This is a genomic window from Bremerella sp. JC817 (assembly GCF_040718835.1).
In the GTDB taxonomy this organism is placed as follows: domain Bacteria; phylum Planctomycetota; class Planctomycetia; order Pirellulales; family Pirellulaceae; genus Bremerella.
In genome coordinates this window covers 104525-124570 of record NZ_JBFEFG010000264.1, presented here as the reverse complement: position 1 = coordinate 124570, position 20046 = coordinate 104525, and the positions used below count along the sequence as shown (strand labels likewise).

Below are 20046 nucleotides of genomic sequence, written 5' to 3'. Positions count from 1 at the left end.
GATTTCGTTTCAGCTACAATCAAAGGCCACCACTCTCAAAAATCCCCTCATCGAGATCTCGCCATGCCTAGATTCCCTGCCTTTCGGCTCTTGGGGCTGATCCCGCTGCTTTTGCTTGGCACTGCCGTTGCTCAAGCCGCCACGCCGCCGAACATTATCGTCATCCTCTCCGATGACATGGGTTATTCTGACATTGGCTGCTATGGCGGCGAAATCAAAACGCCAACGCTCGACACTTTGGCCGACTCTGGTCTTCGTTTCACGCAGTTCTATAACACGGCTCGCTGCTGCCCGACCCGAGCTTCACTGCTGACGGGACTCTATCCGCATCAAGCGGGAATCGGCCACATGGTCACCGGCAGCTACGATCCCGAGGCGTTCCCTGGCTATCACATGGAACTGAACCAGCAGTGCCAGACGATTCCGGAAGTGCTGAAGACTGCTGGCTATGCCAACTACATGGTGGGCAAGTGGCACGTCTGCCGCAATATTCAGCCCGATGGTCCCAAGCACAACTGGCCGCTGCAACGTGGCTTCGACAAGTTCTATGGTACGATCACCGGCGCTGGCAGCTTTTATGATCCGGCCGCACTTTGCCGAGGCAACACACTGATCACGCCGGTGAACGACAGCGACTACCAGCCGCAGCAGTACTACTACACCGATGCGATCGGCGACAATGCGGTTCAGTTCTTGAAGCAGCACGAAGAGAGCTCGGCCGAACAGCCGTTCTTTATGTACGTCGCGTTCACTGCGGCCCACTGGCCAATGCATGCGTTGCCGGAAGACATCGCCAAGTATGACGGGGTCTACGACAAAGGCTATGGCAAGATTCGAGCCCAGCGATTTGCTCGCTTGAAAGAGCTTGGCCTGATCGACGCCGACTGGCAGATGTCGGAACAGGCTGGCAACTGGAAGAAGATCGAACACAAAGAGTGGCAAGCCCGCAACATGGAAGTCTACGCGGCAATGATCGATCGCATGGACCAGAACGTGGCCAAGATTGTCGATCAATTGAAGGCTTCGAACGATTACGACAACTCGCTGATCTTCTTCATGCAAGACAACGGCGGTTGTGCCGAAGGGATCGGCCGCGGCAACGACGAGAAGCTTCCACCAAATCGCAAACCGATGGGCCCCGATGAACTTCAGTTGGCCGTGATACCTGCGTTCGATCGGTCAGGTCGACCGATGCGTCATGGTCCTGATGCGATGCCAGGCCCCGAAGACACCTACATCGGTTACGGTCGCGACTGGGCGAATGTTTCCAACACGCCGTTTCGCGAGTACAAGCATTGGGTCCATGAGGGAGGCATCTCGACCCCTCTGATCGTGCACTGGCCAGCCGGTGTCGCGAAGGATCAGCTCGGCAAACTGAATGACACGCCAAGTCACTTAATCGATATTATGTCGACCTGTGTCGATGTCGCCGGGGCTTCATACCCCAAGGAAGTCGCCGGCAATGCCATCACGCCGATGCCGGGGATCAGCCTGCAAGAAACCTTCAGCGGCAACGACGTGCAGCGTCCGACACCGATTTTCTGGGAGCATGAAGCCAACGGTGCCGTTCGTGACGGCAAATGGAAGATCGTGCGATACGGCAAGATGGGCTCAGGCAAGACGCAGCCATGGGAGCTGTACGACATGGAAGCCGATCGCACCGAGCAACACAATCTCGCTGACCAACACCCTGAAATCGTAAAGAAGATGGCCGGCCAATGGCAAAGCTGGGCGGAAGCCTCTCATGTGTTGCCTTGGCCTTGGGGCAATCTCCGTAAAAAGTAAACTTTCGCCTGAAGTCCGACATGCGCATTTGCCTTTCTCTTTCGCTTCTGCTGACCTTGTTCCTGGCGACCGCAGCCCACGCGGACGAGCGACCGAACATCGTGCTGATCATGCTCGATGATCTTGGCTTCTCGGATCTTGGCTGCTACGGCGGCGAGATCGACACGCCGAACATCGACAAACTGGCCGCCGAAGGCTTGCGGTTCACTTCGTTTTACAACTGTGCTCGCTGTTGTCCGACGCGGGCCGCATTGTTGACGGGGCTCTATCCGCACCAGGTCGGTCTCATTCGTAATGGCCGATCGCTGACCAAGAATGGCGTGACGATTGCCGAAGCCCTGCAGCAGGCCGGCTATCAGACCGCCATGGCTGGCAAGTGGCATCTCAGCCAGACGAATCCCATCGATGGCCGACAGAAGCAGCTCGACTGGCTCAATCACCAATCGAACTTCGATCGCGAATTCGCTCCGCCGGAAACCTATCCGATCAATCGTGGTTTCCAGCGGCACTTCGGTCCGATCTGGGGTGTGGTCGATTACTTCGATCCGTTCTCGCTGGTCGACGGCACCGAGATCGTGAAAGAAGTCCCGGACGATTTCTACATGACCGATGCGATCGGCGACAAAGCGGTGGAATACATCGAAGAAATGTCGAAGCAGGATGCTCCTTTCTTCATGTACGTCGCCCACACCGCTCCTCACTGGCCGCTGCATGCCAAGCCAGAAGACATCGCCAAGTATCAAGACAAGTACGCTGCTGGCTGGCACCAACTTCGTGATGCCCGCTACGACCGCATGGTCGAAGCTGGCTTGATCGATCCACAAACGTTTCCTAAGGCTGCCCTGCAAGGCGAAGGCCCCGACTGGAATGCCCTGTCGACCGAAGAGAAGCAACACATGGCTCAGTTGCTGGCGGTCCATGCCGCGATGGTCGACAGCGTCGATCAAAGTGTCGGCCGAGTCATTCAGGCCTTGAAGGATGCCGGCCGCTACGACAATACCTTGATCCTGGTAATGTCGGACAACGGTGCTTCGCCGGAACGTTACCTGAACCCTGGCTTCGATCGACCGAACGAAACTCGCGAAGGCAAACCGATTCAGTACGAGGGGATCTTCAATCCTGGCAGCGAAGAGACCTGGGGCTATATCGGTTCGTATTGGGCCAGCGCCGTGAACACGCCGTTCCGCTATTGGAAGGCGCAGTCGTTTGAAGGAGGAGCCCATACGCCGATGATTGCTCATTGGCCGAGCGGTCTGAAAGCGAAGCCAGGTTCGACGACTGATCAACAAGGGCATGTCATCGATGTGATGCCGACCTGCCTGGAATTGGCTGGGGCTTCCTATCCGACGACCTACGATTCGCACACGATCACGCCGGTGGAAGGCAAGTCGCTCGCTCCGATCTTTCAAGATCAGACGCGCGAAGGTCACCCGCAACTTTACTTCGAGCATGAAGGTGGCAAGGCGGTGATCGCCGATGGCTGGAAAGTCGTTCAGCCACGCCAAGGTGGTCCGTGGGAACTATATCACCTGGCAGAGGACCGCACCGAAACGAAGAACCTCGCCTCCGAGCAGCCAGAGCGACTGGCCAACATGAAGAAGCAGTGGCAGGCCTGGTTCGATCGCGTGAAGCCTGCCAACTAACCTTCCGTGCCACTTGCCGGAACACCCCTCATCCCTTGTCGCCGGAGTTTTAGTCATGCATCGTATTTCGCTGGCTGTGCTGGCCTTGTTCGCGTTGATCGGATCGGCCCGTGCCGCGGATCTGCCCAACATCGTGGTCTTTCTTTCGGACGATCATACGCTGACCGATTCGTCGCTCTACGGTTCAACCGACCTGAAGACGCCCAATATGGAGCGAATCGCCAAGCAAGGCTTGACGTTCGATCGAGCCTTCGTCGCTTCGCCATCGTGTGCCCCCAGCCGCGCGGCTCTGCTGACTGGCCTCATGCCTTCTCGCAACGGTGCCGAACCGAATCACTCGCGTCCTCGGGCCGAGATCAAGAAGCTGCCAGCCTATTTCCAGGACCTGGGATATGAAGTCGTTTCATTCGGCAAAGTCGGGCATTACGCCCAGACGCCTGAGTACGGATTCGACCTGGCGAAGCATTTCAAATATCACGAAGACATCGCCATTGGCGAAGCGATCAAATGGCTGAAGGCTCGTGAGAGCGACAAGCCACTGGTGCTGTTCGTCGGTACGAACTGGCCGCATGTGCCATGGCCGGAAGCGAAGGATATCGATCCCAAGTCGATCAAGATTCCGCTGACGCATGTCCACACGCCTCAGACGCGTGCTGCCCGGGCCCGCTATTATCAGGCCGTGAAAACGATGGACCGCGAACTTGGAGAAGTCTTCGACGAAGCCTACGCCAAGCTGGGCGAGAACACCCTCTTTCTGCACACGAGCGATCACGGCGCCCAGTGGCCGTTTGGCAAGTGGACGCTATACGACGACGGCATTCGCACGCCGATGATCGCGGTCTGGCCAGGCCACATTGCCGCCGACAAGCGAACCGGCGCGATGGTCTCGTGGGTCGACATCTTGCCGACGCTGTACGCCGCCACCGGACAGACGCCTCCGGAATCGATCGATGGCAAGTCGTTCCTGCCAGTGCTCGAAGGGGAGAAGACCGATCATCGCGATGCGATCTTCACGGTCCATAGCGGCGATGGCAACAACAATGTCTATCCGACCCGCAGTGTCCGCACCGAACGCTGGAAGTACATTCGCAACTTGCATCCAGAGTTCAAGTTCAGCTCGCACGTCGTTCGCGAGAAACGCCCGGTCCCTTACTGGGATAGCTGGGTGAAGAAGGCGGAGACGGTCAAAGAGGCTGCCCGCAAAGTGAAACGTTACACGCAGCGTCCGGCCGAAGAGTTGTACGACCTCGAAGCCGATCCGATGGAGCAGAATAACCTGGCTCTCGATCCTGAGCATGCCGAAACCTTGAACCAGCTTCGCGGAAAGCTTGATGCCTGGATGAAAGAACAAGGCGATCAGGAAAAGATCTACGGCGAACCGATCTTGCTGGAAAACGAATAAGCCTTCCGCCTGGCCGATGCAAACTCACTTGCCCTCATAGACCTCTGCCACGATGGTTGGCACCGCGGTCAGGGCAAAGTAGGCCGCCCACGCGAAGGCTGAGCTGTTGTAGTCGTTTGACTCATCACCAGTCAGCGTCAGCACGATGCAGAAAATGCCAAACGGAATGGCGACCAGCGTGAAGATGATGCAGTTCTTCGCGATCCTCGGACTATAAGTGCGGCAGACCTCAGAGATCGGCAAGTAAGCGAACGCCAACAGCAGTGCGACCAGCACCATCGGCTGGCTCGCCAAGGCCATTCCCGTGATCATAATGCCGAGATAAAGCAGCAGAAACCCAAACAGAAACCAACTGCTGCGAATCTCCCAACGCGAGAAGAGTTGTCTTCCCTGGCTCGTCAACGAAAGCCAGCACACACCAAGTGGATCGACGATTGCCCGGATCACGGAGGCCAGAATCAATTGGCCAGTGATCGGCGCCAGGGCCATTGGAATCACTTTGTCGACTTTCGACGCGTAGATGCCACCACCCACGCCCAGGAGCAGCACGAAGAAGACAAGCACGAACTCAGCTGAGTCGCGTCCCCAGTTGTGCAGCTTGCCGATCGGAGTCGTCGCGATTTTGGCCTGATGTAGGCTCATTCGCGAGTCTTCGATATTCGGATCGATGCGCAGCGACTCACGGAAGTGATACTCGGCTGCCTGCAAATCTCCGTAGTCGGCTTGGGCGAGCCCCATAAAGTGATGCGTCCAGGGATTCTCTGGATCTTGCCGTATGGCTTCTTTCAACGCTTTATCTGCTTCATCTTTGAAGCCAAGATCACGCAGAATAATGCCCTTCAGCCGATGCGAGTAACCATCGCTCGGATCGAGCTCGATCGCTTTATTGGCCATCTCCAAGGCTTCCTGCTTTTGCAGCAGTCGATATAAGATTGAAGCCAACAACGAGTAGGCATCGGCATATTCCGGAGCCATCCGAATCGCTTCGCGAACCGTCTTCTCCGCTTCGTCAAACCGTTCGTCGCGCTGCAAAATCCAAGCGGCGTTTTGCATCACCAACGGATTATCGGCCCCCAATCGGATCGCTTCTTGGGCGTAGGGAATCGCCTCGCGAACTTGCTTCAGTTCGCACAGCGTGACTCCCATTCGCACATGGCCTAGTGGGTTATCCGGGTCTTCTCCCAAAGCCAAAGCGAACTGCTGCCGGGCATCGGCATACCGTTTCGCTTGCAGCAAAAACAAGCCACGGTCCATGTAGAAGTTGGCCTGCGAGCCATCCGGAGAGACGGGATACAATGCCATAGCTACCCTTCTTCTCCGAGGCTATCGAGGGCCACACAAGTGATGTAGGTAATCAGGATCCACCAACGATAAATGAAGATCGAAGGGAGGCAGAATAGCAGCACCAACAGCGGAAGATCCTCAGGGCCGAACGCAAGAATCATGCGACCGATAGTCAGCGGAACTGCCAGAACCAACGCTCCGACCATGGCCCAGCGAGCCCACTTGGTTTCGGCTTGGAAGAGTAACAGGGTCGGCAGCGCAAGTGTTAGCACGCCTGAGTTGATCAGGCTCATCTCTTTCATTTCGACAATCCGCGAGGTGATCATCGTGCCGACCGCCAGCAAGATCAACGGACCACCGATCGCCCCTTGCCACCGCTCCCACCGCGACATCGCGAGACGCCCGAAGGGATGAAAGAGCAACATGAAATTGGTCACGGCATCCGAAAACGCGAGCGCCGCCCCGAAAAGAATCACAGCGGCATCGATCGGGACGGCGGCCACCCGCGGCAACTGCAGCCACTCGACCGTTCGATCGACCGCGATCATCACGCCGAGGATGCCGAGAATAATCATCCACTGCATGCCGGTGGTCTTGGTCCCGAGCCATAGCAGAAACGCGAGTAACCGGCGATAGATGGGGGACTTCGCCTTGAGTGTTTCCAATGCGCCTCGATGGGCATCTTCGTAGTTCGGATCGAGACGTAGCGCCTCGCGGAAATGAACTTCCGCTTCCTCGATCTGCCCGCGATGCAAACAGTTCCAACCGAAGTTGCAGTGCGAGTATTCCGATTCCGGGTTTTCTCGTAAGGTATCGCGGAGTTCCTCCTGCGAGGCATCAAGCTTGCCCAGCCCACGCATAGCGAAGGCCCTCAGGTTTCGGGCTTCGTGATGCTGAGGATCGAGTGCCAACACAGTATCGGCCGCATTCAGAGCTTGTTGCCACTGCGATTTGCGTGAGTAATACGTCCCCAGAGCAAGCCAGCAAGAGACCGACTCAGGATCGATGGCGACGCCGATCTTTGCCGACATCTCGGCATCGGCCAATCGGTTGGCCATCAAACAGGCAAACGCCAGACAGCCATGGGTCTCGGCGAACTCCGGTGCCAACCCGACGGCCGTTTCGGCATGTTCGACCGCTGCAGAATAGTCTTTCAGTTCGATCAGACAGTCGACCAGTAGCAAGTGGGCGAAGAGGTCTTCCGGATCGTCGACCAACCGCAACATCAGTTGCTTGCGAGCCTCTTCATACCGCCCTGCCCCAACCAGCATGCGGATCCGATCGTGTTGTTCCATAGAAGCTCAGGCCTATCGATAGCTGCTCAGCATGTTCGCTAACACGATGGTTCCCAGCGGAACGAAGATGAATGCCTGGGTGCATCGTTCGCAAAGGGAGGCGACGGCAACCGGCAGGTTCTCGAGTCCATAGATGGCACCAACGCCGAAGCCAATCGCCAGGCCGGCGGCCACCACGGTCGTGATTGCCATGACCTTGCGTGGCGTCCCCTCGCGAATCTGAAACATCATTGCCATTGGGATCGCCGTGAACCCGATGCACATGGCGAGGACAAGTCCAATCTGACTCGCCATGAAGAAATTGGCAACCAGGCAGCCAACCGTCAGCAAGATTGCGGAACCGACCGCGAATCCGCCCAGCCGTTCCCAGCGAGTCAACGCCAGTCGTCCGAACGGATGCAATACGACGAGGGCATCCGAAATCGGCCCAGCGAACCAGGTCGTCGCGCAGAAGATCAGATACGCCCCCATGACAACATAGGCGAGCCCTTCCGTCGCCGGATTGTTGACCAGGGCCTGGAAGACGACGCGATAGCCGATCAGCAAACCTATAACGATCGCCCACTGCATGCTGCGGGTCTTCGTCGCCATCCACATGAAATAGCCGAGGATCCAGCGATAGACCGGTACTTTCGCTTTCAGCGTTTCGAGAGCACCCACGCGGGCCCATTCCAGATTCGGATTGATCCGCAGTGCTTCGCGAAAATGAATCTCGGCCTTGTCGAGCTTGCCATTTTGCAGATAGGTCCAACCCAGGTTGGCATGCGAGGTCGCATCTTCGGCGTTGACTTTCAACGATTCAGTCAACTCGTCGATCGAAGCCCCTGACTCGCCCATGCTTCGCAAAGCCAAAGCACGCAGGTTCATCGCTTCGATATCGTCTGGCTTGTACGACAGAGCCATCTCAGCCATACGCCGGGCTTCCGCCCAGTTCTTGTTATGGGCATGAACCGAGGCCAGCACATTCATCGCCATGATCAACGAAGGATCGAGGCGGAGTGCCTGCTCGGCGCCGAGCTTCGCATCTTTGCACTTGTCGGCTTGCAGGTAGATGGCGGCCAACACCCCGTGCGTGTTCGCCGAGTCAGGTACCTGATGCACGGCGAACTCGGCATGCTCGATCGCGGCATCGTACTCTTTGAGATTGGCGTGACAAATCCCCAGCAGCATGTGCGCGATCGGATCTTGCGGATCTTCGGCCAGTCCCAAGCTGATCTGCTTCTTCGCTTCCGCATAACGGTGCGTATCGATCAGCATCTGACCACGTTCGACGTGTCGATTCATTTCAATTTCATGTAGCTCAGGATGTCGTCGTAAAGCCCACCGTCGTTCGCGTACAAGGCATAATTACGCGCGGTCGAAAACCATTCTTTGGTGGTTGGCTTGTGCCGTTTGATCGCGGCCAGTACATCTTTGCCGGTCACCGGAACGGGCTTGCCGGTCTTCAGTGCTTCGCTCAGTTTCGATTCGACCGCCAGGTCGACGACCGCCTTCAAGTCGGCCCCAGAGAACTGGTCTGCTTTCTTGGCGAGGTAACTGAAGTCGACATCTTTGGTCGGCTTGTTTTGACAAAGGACCTGCAAGATTTCGGTTCGCGAGGGAGCATCAGGTGGCGGAACGAAGATCACGCGATCGAAACGGCCTGGTCGGCGGAAGGCGGAGTCGACATGCCAGGGAGCATTCGTCGCGGAAAGAATCAGCACGCCTTCGTTCGAACTTTCGACACCATCCATCTCGGCCAGAAACTGATTGATCAATTGCCGGGCACTGCCGCCGTTCATATCACTACGGCGACCACCCAGTGCGTCGACTTCATCAAAGAAGATCACGCAAGGGCTGCTGTTTCGGGCAACCTCGAAAAGCTGATGCAAGTTGCGTTCGCTATTGCCCATCCACATGTCGAGCACATCGTTGATGCCGACACTGATGAAGTTGGCGTCGATCTCGCCAGCGGTGGCCCGAGCCAGGTGCGTCTTGCCACACCCCGGAGGCCCATACATCATGATCCCGCCGCCGATCGTTTTGCCGTAGGCCTTGTAGATCTCAGGGTTTTGCATCGGATAAATAATTTTCATCCGGATCTCTTCCTTGAGATCTTCCATCCCGCCCACGTCCGAGAACTTGATCTTCGGACGTTCGACCGCGGCGGTCAGATCATCGGCCGGATCGGTCGAATTGATGCGAATCTTTCCTTCGACCACTTCTCCTTCTTCAAACTGCACGCCGACACCCAAGCGTTCGCTCAAGGCGTCGTCTTCCAGTTCCGGATCGAGATCGATCGCGGTCTTGTAGTGGTAAACGGCCGATGAGGTATCCCCTTCCGCCATCGCCACACGGCACGCCAGCATATGTGCTTCCGGCGATGCATCGCGACCATGGACGATCCGCTCGATCACCACGGCCGCTTCACCGACCTGGTTGTTCTGCAGAAAGCAATCGGCCAACCGCAGCGGCCAGCCTTCGTTGCCTGGCTCTTGGCGAGTCAGCTCTTTAAAGTGATCGATGGCCGCTTCAAACTTGCCCAGGCCATACAGCGAGTCGGCCAGGTGACGACGAAGCGGGATATTGTCGGGGCTGAACCGCAACGCTTCTTCCAGCGCGCGGAGTGATTCTTCAGATGAGCTCATGGCCTGCGATCTTCCGTTCCCAGTAGCGAATTCGACTATTCCTATCATGCCACGCAGGGGGCTGATTGCCCACTGCCGAGCGATCATTTTTCCCAGGAAGATGACAGCCAAAACTGACAACAAGTTCGGGAAATCGAGAACGAATCACCTACCTTAGCTAGGCCAGAGCCGATTGGATTCGTGAAACAAGCTGGTTATCTTTTCGCTGCGAATCGCGAAGCAGGAAGATATTCGACGCCAGGTAGGTATCCCGCCAGGCCGGCGAGACGTGGTAATAATCTTCCAGGATGGCCGAGCTGAACTTGTAATCGTGGGCGTTGTCCCCTTTGCGGAACACCAATACCCGGGCCGCATCGATTAACTGCTTCGCCTTGGCGGAGTGGTTTTCCTGACCTTGCAGGTAGGCCAAAGTCATCTGCGCGGCGGCCATCGGATCGCTTCCCAGTTCGGCGAAGATATCGTCCACACTTTGCCGCGACTTCGCTGGCTCGACTTCGGAAAGCTTGCTGACTGTCACGTCCTTGACCCGGCCGCGGCCTCCCATGCCACTGCGGAACATCGGCAGGAACGCAGCGTTCTGCAGCAGAAGCAGTTTGCGAGTCGCATCGTCTCCGCAGGTCTCGTAGGCGTAACGCATGGCGTTGGTCGTGGTCACGCTATGCAGTGGCACGATCGCCGGCTGCTGCATCACCATCTCGCCGGCGACCACATGCATGGCATCCCATATCGACTGTGGATGAATTCCACTGTTGATCAATTGAACCGCCTGATCGCACGCATCGTCATTGGAACCACTTCGCAGCGTATCGATCATGGCCTGGGTGGCGTCGGAATCGAGCTTGCCCGTCGTCCAGTCGTCGCGCAACTTCGCCGCGATTTCTTCGTTACGACGGAACGGCCGGTCTGCTTCGTCGTCGCGTTTGGATGGGTTGCTTCCTTCATGCATCAACAAGGCATAGGTCAAGCTGCGCAAGACGGGCTCGGCATGCTGCCAGCCGATGCAGCTTAAGGTGCGATAGCTATTGGCAACGTAGATCGCCTTGTGGCCGATGCTGCGATAATCGCGCGAGCCATACTTGAAGAGCAAACGATAGATCTCGTTCGCACCGCCGGTCCGTGCCAGGCTGGCCGCGGCGATATCGGCCTTCGCTTCGTCCCAGCTCTCCATCGCTTCGATGAACTGAGCCTTCGCCTTGGCGTGTGGCATGACCTGGCTGTCGTCGATGGCGGGCATCGTCCAGTCGCCCCGTTCTTCGACATCACGCTGGGCGGCTGACTTGTAGTGATCGAGCGCCCAGAAGATCGGCAACCAGCGATGTTCATCTGGGGAAGAGATACTCGCCAGGTGGGCCGAGTTCACAACCAGCACCGCATGAAACTTATGGCCGACGCTGGGACGGGGCTCGATGTTCTTGACACCTACCAGCAGCAGCGCCGCTAGGACTTCGCGATAGCTGGTTCCCTGCTTGATGCGGCCTGCGACTGCTTCCATCAATTGCTCGCGCGGGGTCTCTTCAATCAGTCGGACCAGGGGTTCGATACTGGAGTCGAGACGCACGACGTTTGGATCCAGCTTCGCTTCCGCCGCCGAGACCGGCTTCAGTTGCGATAGCATTCCGAGATCTCCCATCGCCAGCAAGCCACCACAGAGGGCACCAGACTGCAGCATTTGACGGCGTGAGACGCGAGGGGTGCGTAATGGGGAATGCATGGCGATGACTCCGAATAGCAGGATGGGGCTTTGCTTCCGCGCAGCCTCCTTTGTATCGCGCTGGCCCGAAAATGAAAAACGAATTCACCTACGGTGATGGGTAGCAATGAAGCTTCCGCCGCGCATAAAAGAGGGGACGCTGGCACCAGCATCCCCAGAAGTAACACTCGGCACACTAGCCAATTTGCAGCGTCACGGCCTTGGTCTGCGTATAAAGGCTAATCGCTTCGTAGCCCATCTCGCGGCCCCAGCCAGACTGTTTGTAACCGCCAAACGGCAACGACGCATCGAAGACGTTGTAGCAGTTCATCCACACAGTGCCGGCCTTCAGCCTTTTGGCAATGCGGTGCCCGTGGCTGATGTCCTTCGTCCAGACCGCGGCGGCCAGGCCATAGATCGTGTCGTTGGCCGTGGCGATCACCTCGTCGATGTCGTCGAAAGGAACCGCCGCCACGACCGGGCCAAAGATCTCTTCGCGAATCACCTTCATTTCCGCGTGGGTATCGACCAGCACGGTTGGCTCGACGAAGTAACCGCTGCTGTCGGCTCGCTTACCACCGACCAATGCCTTGGCACCTTCCTGCATGCCAATGTCGAGGTAGCCGCAGACGCGGTCTTGCTGAATCCGCGAGACCATCGGCCCCATGTTGGTATCGGGATGCATGCCGGGACCGAGCTTGATTTTGGAAGCCTCGGCAGCCACACCTTCGACGACCTGATCGTACTGGCTGCGGTGCACGAACAAACGCGAACCGGCACAGCAGCATTGGCCATGGTTGAAGAAGATAGCGTTGGCCGCACCACTGATCGCCGCCGAGATGTCGGCATCAGGCAGGATGATGTTGGGGCTCTTGCCACCCAATTCGAGCGTCACCTTTTTCAAGTTGGTATCGCCGGCCGCTTTGACAATCAGCTTGCCCACTTCGGTCGAACCGGTGAACGCAATCTTGTCGACATCGGGATGCGCCGACAGCGCGGCACCGGCAGTCTCGCCAAACCCGGTGATGATGTTCACCACGCCGGGTGGGAAGCCTGCCTCTTGAATCAAGTGTCCCAAACGCAAAGCACTCAGCGGCGTTTCTTCGGCCACTTTCAGCACAACGGTGCAGCCGGTGGCCAAGGCTGGGCCCAGCTTCCAAGCGGCCATCAAGATCGGGAAGTTCCACGGAATGATCTGGCCGACAACGCCAACCGGTTCACGGAGCGTGTAACTGTGGAACTCGGCCCCTTCAAGATACGGCACCGAAATCGGAATCGTGGTCCCTTCAATTTTGGTCGACCAACCCGCCATGTAGCGAAACAGATCAATCGCTAGTGGAACGTCAGCCGCAGCGGCAACCGCTTTGGGTTTGCCGTTGTCGAGCGATTCGATTTCGGCCAGCTCTTCGATGTGCTGTTCCATCAAGTCGGCCAGCTTCCAGATCAGCTTGCCACGTTCCGAGGCTGTCATCGCTGGCCAAGGGCCGGTCTCGAAGGCTCGGCGAGCGGCAGCGACTGCTTTGTCAACGTCCGCCTTATCACCTTCGGCAACCTCGGCAATTGTTTTGCCATCGGCAGGATTGGTCACCTCGAATGTTTTGCCCGAGGCAGCCGGCATCCATTGACCATCGATCAACAGTTGATGCTGCTGGTCAATGAATGCTTGCGTTTCGCGACGGGCGACAGGGGCAGTCGTCGTCAAGATCATAGGTCTCTCCTTGGTCGATGAGGGTGACTGCCGAACGAGCCGGCAGGTTATCAGCATTGCAGCATAGAAGACTGGGCAAACAGCCTCCCATCTCATTCTATGCGTTGGGACCCTTTCCTTGGAATCTTTTCCGAATTTGGGTTATTGCCTCTGCCCCCACTTCGGTCTACTCCCTGACCAACAAACACGACCAGAAGATGAAAAACGTACGGTGGAGTACCGGCCATGGAATCGCTTGCCCAACTACGGCAGTGCTATGTAGATATCGAGAAAGAAGCGATCCAATTGGCAGGGGCGACGCATCAGCTATCGCAGCGAGCGACCACCTATCACCACCTTTTTGAAGACTCGGGTCACAACCATATTTTTCCCCTGATTGCGGCTCACGGCGCCTTGTGGGCACGTGGTTATTTTGCCTTCGGCATGAAGCTGGGACAGGTCGCCGCCTGGCAATTCGCCGGAAATCGAGACAAACGCGTGGCAAAGCTGCAGGCCCTGGAGAACTTCGCCGAAGCGTTCCGGGAAGTCAATCGACGGGTATGTGTCGACACCTACGCGACCTACCACTTCACCAAGCATTTCGGCGATCACCCAGATGCCGATCAAATCGTGCGTGCTCCGCTTCTGGCAGGCTTACGACAAATCCATCATGCTCGACGAAGTCAAACACCTCTAAGCGATGCTGCACGACGCCAGATCTTCCAGGCTCACTTCTTCGACGAGCAAGACCGGGTCGTCGGTCCGCGGATTGCCCAGGCCGTGCAAGAGTTCGATTGGCCGCTCATGAAATCGATCGCCCTGATGCCCGCGGTTCGTTTCGCTTACTTCCCCACCGGGCGCTGGCTGCAGTTCTGGAAGTTCGACAACAAAGCCGAACGGATCGCTCGCGGCCTCAAGGCGTTCGACATCGCCGCTCACGTAGGCTGGGATCAGGTCGAACGAGCGCTCGATCACTACGCGATCCTGCCTGACGCCTTCTTTGCCGATTCGGTCGGACACTTCGCCGGGATGCGAACCTCCGTTCTCTCCGGCTGCTAAACGGCGAAAACTTGCTTCGCGATTACAAATCGCTATCTTGAACGCACCTCCCTCCTGCTTCCTTCCCCCCGACGACTGGAAATGCAATGCGTGCGTTCGCTCTGCTTCTGACTTTCGTGTGCTGCTCTACCGGACTAACCGCTGACCGTCCGGCCAACATTGTGCTAATCGTTTCCGACGACCAGGGCTATCACGATCTCGGAAGTTACGGTGCCCAGGATGTGCAGACGCCCCACCTCGATCGCCTGGCGAAAGAAGGAACGCGGCTTACGAGTTTCTATGTGGCCTGGAACGCTTGTACGCCATCGCGTGCCGCGTTTTTGACCGGCCGTTATCCACAGCGAAACGGCACCTACGACATGATCCGGAACGATCGCGTTGACGACGGCTATCTCTACAAGGCGGATGAATACGCCGTTTCGCCGGAACATATTTTGGGAACCGACATCCGCGAGATCTTCCTTTCGCAAACGCTACACGATGCCGGGTACGCATGCGGCTGTTTCGGCAAGTGGGATGGCGGGCAACTGACGCGATACTTGCCAATGCAACGTGGCTTCGACGACTTCTATGGATTCTGCAACACCGGCATCGATTACTTCACCCACGAACGTTACGGCGTCCCCTCGATGTTCGATGGCAACCAGATCACCACCAAGGACAAAGGCACCTACTGCACGACCCTCTTTCGCGATCATGCGCTCGATTTCATCGACCGCAATCACGAGCGTCCCTTCTTCTTGTATCTTCCCTTCAACGCACCGCACGGCGCATCGAACTTAGATCCCGAGATTCGCGGAACCGTTCAGGCCTCGCCGGAATACCTTGCACGTTACCCAGCCGGCGACACAAAAGCATCGCGGCGACGCCAAGGTTATATGGCTGCCGTGACCGAGATGGATGCCGCGATAGGTGACGTGCTTGATCGCTTGGACCAATATGAGATTGCCGACAACACCTTGGTGATTTTCTTTTCCGACAATGGAGGAAGCGGTCTGGCGAACAACGCGCCACTGCAAGGTCGCAAGTCGACGATGTGGGAAGGTGGCAACCGGGTGCCATGCCTTGTGAGATGGCCTGGTCATGTTCCGGCCAATCAGGTCAGCGATCAGTTTCTCTCGTCGCTGGAAGTCTTCCCGACGGCATGCGCGGCAGCTGGTGTTGAACTGCCGCAAGATGTCACGTACGACGGCTTCGATTTGCTGCCGGTCTTGCGTAACGAAATCGCTTCACCCCGCATCGAAATGTTCTGGCAGCGCCGCGACGAGGTCGCGGTGCGGGTCGGAGACTGGAAATGGATCGATAGCAAGAAAGCGAAGGGTCTGTACCATCTGGCCAACGACATCGCCGAGAAGAACGATCTGTCGGCCAAACACCCTGAAAAGGTCGCCGAGCTGCAGCAGCAATTGGCCCAGTGGCAAAGCCAAATGGAAGCGGCCGAGCCGCGAGGTCCGTTTCGCGATTATTAGTTCCGCCTGGTACTCGGCTTACCGTATCCCCACCTTTTTGAGCTTTCCTCAGATATTTTCCTGATTGACATCTCGTGAATTCCCGATATATTGATATTAGGAGAATCAATCATGCCCGAGAAACCTGACAACAAGCCGCCACTCGATATGGACGCCCTTGGTGAAGCCGCTGAATGCCTGAAGGCATTGGCTCACCCAGTTCGTATTCGCATGGTGCAATTGCTTCTGGCAGGCCGTTTCACGGTGGGTGAAATCGCGGAAGACTGCGGTATTGCCGAGAACCTGGCCTCGGAACACCTTCGCCTGATGCAACGCTGTGGGTTCTTCACCAGCGAGCGAGATGGTCGCCGTGTTTATTACTCGGTTGCCGAACCTCACTTGAAGGACATCATGGGCTGCATCGAAAGTCGATTCCTCACGGGTGCCGGCAAATAGCCGCCCCTTTTTTTGACCGAATACATCGTCACCTCACGACATATCAAGGATACTGAAGGAGCGAATCATGAGCATCAACACTATTTCGCCCCAAGAGCTGAACCAGCGCCATCAGAACGAAGCCTACGAACTGATCGACGTCCGCACCCCGGCCGAGTTCCAGGAAGTGCACGCCACCCAGGCCGTCAACGTCCCGCTCGATCGCCTCGTGCCGCGCGACTACATGCAAGCCCGTAACGGCAATGCCCAGACGACGCTGTATGTGATCTGCAAGTCTGGTACGCGAGGTGGCAAGGCCTGTGAAAAGTTTCAGGCCGCTGGCTTCGAGAACGTTGTCAACGTGGAAGGTGGCACCGAAGCCTGGGCTGCGGCTGGCCTGCCGGTCGTGCGTGGCAAGAAGGTGATGTCGCTGGAACGCCAGGTTCGCATCGCGGCCGGCTTCCTGGTGTTGGTCGGTGCTTTGCTGGCCATGTTCGTGCATCCCTACTTCGCTGGACTTTCGGCTTTTGTCGGAGCAGGCCTGATGTTCGCTGGGATCACCGATACCTGCGGCATGGCCATGGTGCTGGCCAAGATGCCGTGGAACCAGGTTTCCAGTGGCGCGAAGAACTGTTCGATCTAAATCATCGTGGATCAGGGGAGCAGACCTGGAGTGCTCATTGTGGCTCCACCCAATGCAAGGGCACACTTCGCTCTGCTCCCCTACCTCCCCTCCAAACATGCCCCAACCACTCGCATAGGGACCAAGACCATGTATTTTCAACGATACTATCTGGAGTGTCTTTCGCACGCTTCCTACATGGTGGCGGACGAAGAAACCAAGGTCGCCGCGGTCATCGATCCGCAGCGTGATATCGACATCTACGTGAAGGACGCCGAAGAACATGGCTTCCGCATCGAACATGTCATTCTGACGCACTTCCACGCCGACTTCGTGGCGGGTCATATCGAACTACGCAATCGCCTCGGCGCAAAGATCTATCTAGGTGCCGAAGGCAACGCCGAGTTCGATCACGTCAAACTTTCGGACGGCGACCAGGTGGTGCTGGGCAAGGTTTACCTGTCGGCAATCCAAACCCCAGGACACACGCCGGAAGGGATTACCCTGCTGGTTTACGATCCCGAATCCAACGCTGAGGTTCCTTACGCCGCGTTGACCGGCGACACGCTATTCATCGGCGATGTGGGCCGTCCTGACCTGCTGGCCTCGATTGGTGCCACGGCTGAACAGCTTGGCAATCAGCTTTACGACTCGCTGCACGAGAAGCTTTTGAAGCTTCCGGATGCCGTTCGCATTTACCCGGCTCATGGTGCTGGATCGCTTTGCGGCAAGGCCCTTAGTAGCGAGCCTTATTCGACACTCGGCGAACAGCGAAAGTACAACTACGCACTCCAACCGATGTCGCGATCGGCGTTCCTCGACCTGGTGACCACAGCCCAGCCGGAGGCACCGAGCTACTTCGTGCACGATGCCATCCTGAATCGCAAGGATCGCCAGAGCCTGGATGAATCGCTAAAGGAAAGTCTTTCGCCGCTGACACTGTCGCAGGTTTTGCAGTTCCAGAAAGATGGTGCTCAGGTGGTCGACACCCGCGAAGCAGTCGACTTCGCAGGTGCCCATTTGAAAGGATCGCTCAACATCGGTATCGATGGCAAGTACGCGACCTGGGCCGGCTCGATGCTGGCGAAAGATCAGCCGATCGTTGTGATCGCGGACGCCGACCGCACCGAAGAATCGATCGTGCGACTGGGTCGAATTGGTTTTGATCTAGTGGTTGGCTACCTCGACGGCGGAATGGATGCCCTCGATCAGCATAGCGACCTGGTGGCATCGACAGCCCGGATCACTGCCCCGGCGGTTGGCGAACTCGATGGCAATGTGGCAATCGTCGATATTCGCAGCGAAAAAGAATTCGATGCAGGACACATCGACGGTGCGATCAACATTCCCCTGCCTCACCTGGAAGAACGTGCCGACGAAATTCCGGCAGTCGATCACGTGGTGGTGCATTGTGCCGGCGGCTATCGCTCGTCGCTGGGCGTCAGCGTGCTGCAGAAACTCGGCAAAGAGAACCTGCTCGACCTCGTGGGTGGTTACAAGGCCTGGGAAGCTTCGCATCTGCCGACAACCGGCAGCAGCGGCAGTTGTGGAGGAACGTGTTCGGTGAAGAGCTAAGTCACCCGACTCGAATCCCAAGGCAAAACCGAGCCAGGCGCGTGATGTGCCTGGCTCGATTTATTTCTTGAGTTTACTTCACGTCATACACCCACACGGTGCCATGCTGACGCAAGTAGAGCTTGCCGTCGGCCAGGGCTGGATAGGCCCATTCCTTGCCACGCCCTTCCGGTTGGCCTGGCAGCGTGAACTCGGCCAGCAGTTGAAATCCTTCCGGCGAGGCAGTGACCATCATCACTTTGCCATCTTCGGTATGCAGGTACAAACGACCGTCGGCATATACGATCGACGCCGCGGCGCTGATGCGTTCCTGCCATTTGATTTCGCCGGTCATCGCATCGAAACACATGAGTGTCGACTGACCGCAGCCATAGAGATAGCCATCCACCTTCACGGCACCGCCGATCGAAGAAGGCAGCTTCGGGCTGAAGTAAAGTTCTTCCGGCGTCAGTTCTTTTTCCTGAGCGATCAGCTTGAACGCACCGCCACCTTTGCGACCACCGCCACTGTAAACCACGTTGTCGCTGACGACTGGCGTGGCCATGTTGGCGGTGCCGGAGGTTCCTTCATACGACCAGAGGAAAGCCCCATCTTTGGCATTCACGCCGGCGACACCGTTCCCCATGAACGCGATGTACTGTTCGACGCCGTCGATGGTTGCCTTCTGGACCGAGGCATACCCGGCCGCGCCCATCTTCGGCGTCTCGGCTTTCCAGATCGTATTGCCGGTCTTCTTATCGACCGCCACGATGCCAGCGGTCTCACCACCAGGCGTGACGATCACTTTATCGCCATCGACCAGGGGGGATTCCGAGTACGCCCAGATCCCTGGCTCGCCACCATATTCTGTCCGGACATTCTTACTCCAGACGACTTCGCCACTCGTTGCCTTCAGGCAAGCGAGGTCACCATCAGAACCGAAGACGTAAACGAACTCGCCTTCCACTGTCGGCGTGCTGCGAGCGGCCGGGTAATCAGGCTTTTGATCGGGATTGCCAACCTTGCCAATGCGCGTGCTCCACAACGTTTGACCGGTGGTCGCGTCGAGAGCTTTTACTTGTTCGTCTTCCAGTCCTTCGTTGACGACCAGAAAGAGGATGCCATCGGCAACCGAAACCGCACCGTAGCCATCGCCCAGATCGTTGACCTGCCAGGCGAGCTTCGGACCATCGCTGGGCCACTCGGCCAACAGCCCCTTCTCGTCCGAGATACCATCCCGGTCAGGACCACGCCATTGAGCCCAGTCGCCGGCGAAAAGGGAAAATGGAACCAGAAGCAATAATCCGCACGACAGTGCGAATCGGGAACCCAGGCGAAACGAAGCGGGCATGGGTGAACTCTCCGTAGTTAAGAAATTGAGAGAATGGGTGAACCAGGGTTATTCTAACGGGGAGGATTCCTTAATCTCAATGATTCCCCTCAGATCCTCGGTTGCAGATATTCATACAGCAACCTAGTGTGAGGGGTAGTGTTTTTCGACCGAAAGACGTATTC

The 20046-nt window shown here is 57.3% G+C and carries 15 protein-coding genes; 8 read left to right on the top strand and 7 right to left on the bottom strand.

Translation table 11 applies throughout. The annotated features are described in order from the left end of the window. Nucleotides 1-63 precede the first annotated feature (63 nt). From AB1L30_RS06885 to AB1L30_RS06875, 3 genes are read left to right on the top strand one after another with little or no spacing between them, the layout of a single operon-like run. A complete protein-coding gene (locus AB1L30_RS06885; RefSeq protein ID WP_367012695.1) occupies nt 64-1785 on the top strand; it encodes an arylsulfatase in 1722 nt (573 codons plus the stop codon). A 20-nt stretch (nt 1786-1805) separates the two neighbouring features. Next, the gene (locus tag AB1L30_RS06880; RefSeq protein WP_367012694.1) at nt 1806-3428 is read left to right on the top strand and encodes an arylsulfatase; all 1623 of its coding nucleotides are present in this window, start codon (nt 1806-1808) and stop codon (nt 3426-3428) included. A gap of 55 nt (nt 3429-3483) precedes the next feature. Further along, a complete protein-coding gene (locus AB1L30_RS06875; protein WP_367012693.1) occupies nt 3484-4830 on the top strand; it encodes a sulfatase in 1347 nt (448 codons plus the stop codon). Nucleotides 4831-4854: 24 nt separating this feature from the next. Here the strand turns inward: AB1L30_RS06875 and AB1L30_RS06870 are convergent, their stop codons facing one another. The 6 genes from AB1L30_RS06870 to AB1L30_RS06845 all read right to left on the bottom strand — a co-directional run bounded on the left by AB1L30_RS06870 (nt 4855) and on the right by AB1L30_RS06845 (nt 13434). After that, nucleotides 4855-6132 (bottom strand): tetratricopeptide repeat protein, encoded by a 1278-nt coding sequence (locus tag AB1L30_RS06870; protein WP_367012692.1) that lies wholly within the window; start codon nt 6130-6132, stop codon nt 4855-4857. Between the two features lie 2 nt (nt 6133-6134). After that, on the bottom strand, nt 6135-7409 hold the full coding sequence (locus AB1L30_RS06865; RefSeq protein WP_367012691.1) for a tetratricopeptide repeat protein: 1275 nt from the start codon (nt 7407-7409) through the stop codon (nt 6135-6137). Nucleotides 7410-7421: 12 nt separating this feature from the next. Further along, entirely contained in the window at nt 7422-8693 is a 1272-nt protein-coding gene (locus AB1L30_RS06860; protein ID WP_367012690.1) for a tetratricopeptide repeat protein, read from the bottom strand. Continuing rightward, nucleotides 8690-10036: an AAA family ATPase gene (locus tag AB1L30_RS06855; protein WP_367012688.1), complete on the bottom strand. Its 1347-nt coding sequence runs from the start codon at nt 10034-10036 to the stop codon at nt 8690-8692. The genes AB1L30_RS06860 and AB1L30_RS06855 overlap by 4 nt, the downstream gene beginning before the upstream one ends. Nucleotides 10037-10193: 157 nt before the next feature. Next, nucleotides 10194-11747 (bottom strand): hypothetical protein, encoded by a 1554-nt coding sequence (locus tag AB1L30_RS06850; RefSeq protein ID WP_367012687.1) that lies wholly within the window; start codon nt 11745-11747, stop codon nt 10194-10196. A gap of 175 nt (nt 11748-11922) precedes the next feature. Continuing rightward, nucleotides 11923-13434 (bottom strand): aldehyde dehydrogenase family protein, encoded by a 1512-nt coding sequence (locus tag AB1L30_RS06845; RefSeq protein WP_367012686.1) that lies wholly within the window; start codon nt 13432-13434, stop codon nt 11923-11925. Between the two features lie 225 nt (nt 13435-13659). On the opposite strand from AB1L30_RS06845, the gene AB1L30_RS06840 reads away from it, so the two are divergent. From AB1L30_RS06840 to AB1L30_RS06820, 5 genes are all read left to right on the top strand, one after another. Continuing rightward, nucleotides 13660-14472: a hypothetical protein gene (locus AB1L30_RS06840; protein ID WP_367012685.1), complete on the top strand. Its 813-nt coding sequence runs from the start codon at nt 13660-13662 to the stop codon at nt 14470-14472. 86 nt (nt 14473-14558) lie between these two features. Beyond that, nucleotides 14559-15941 carry a sulfatase-like hydrolase/transferase gene (locus AB1L30_RS06835; RefSeq protein ID WP_367012684.1) on the top strand — a complete coding sequence of 461 codons (1383 nt, stop codon included), beginning with the start codon at nt 14559-14561 and terminating at the stop codon, nt 15939-15941. A 111-nt stretch (nt 15942-16052) separates the two neighbouring features. Beyond that, nucleotides 16053-16376, top strand: coding sequence for a metalloregulator ArsR/SmtB family transcription factor (locus AB1L30_RS06830; RefSeq protein WP_345088085.1), 324 nt, complete (start codon nt 16053-16055; stop codon nt 16374-16376). 73 nt (nt 16377-16449) lie between these two features. Next, nucleotides 16450-16998 (top strand): rhodanese-like domain-containing protein, encoded by a 549-nt coding sequence (locus AB1L30_RS06825; RefSeq protein WP_367012797.1) that lies wholly within the window; start codon nt 16450-16452, stop codon nt 16996-16998. 129 nt (nt 16999-17127) lie between these two features. Further along, a complete protein-coding gene (locus AB1L30_RS06820) occupies nt 17128-18552 on the top strand; it encodes an MBL fold metallo-hydrolase (RefSeq protein ID WP_367012683.1) in 1425 nt (474 codons plus the stop codon). Between the two features lie 73 nt (nt 18553-18625). On the opposite strand, the gene AB1L30_RS06815 is transcribed toward AB1L30_RS06820, so the two are convergent. Next, nucleotides 18626-19882, bottom strand: coding sequence for a PQQ-binding-like beta-propeller repeat protein (locus AB1L30_RS06815; protein ID WP_367012682.1), 1257 nt, complete (start codon nt 19880-19882; stop codon nt 18626-18628). Nucleotides 19883-20046: the final 164 nt, after the last annotated feature.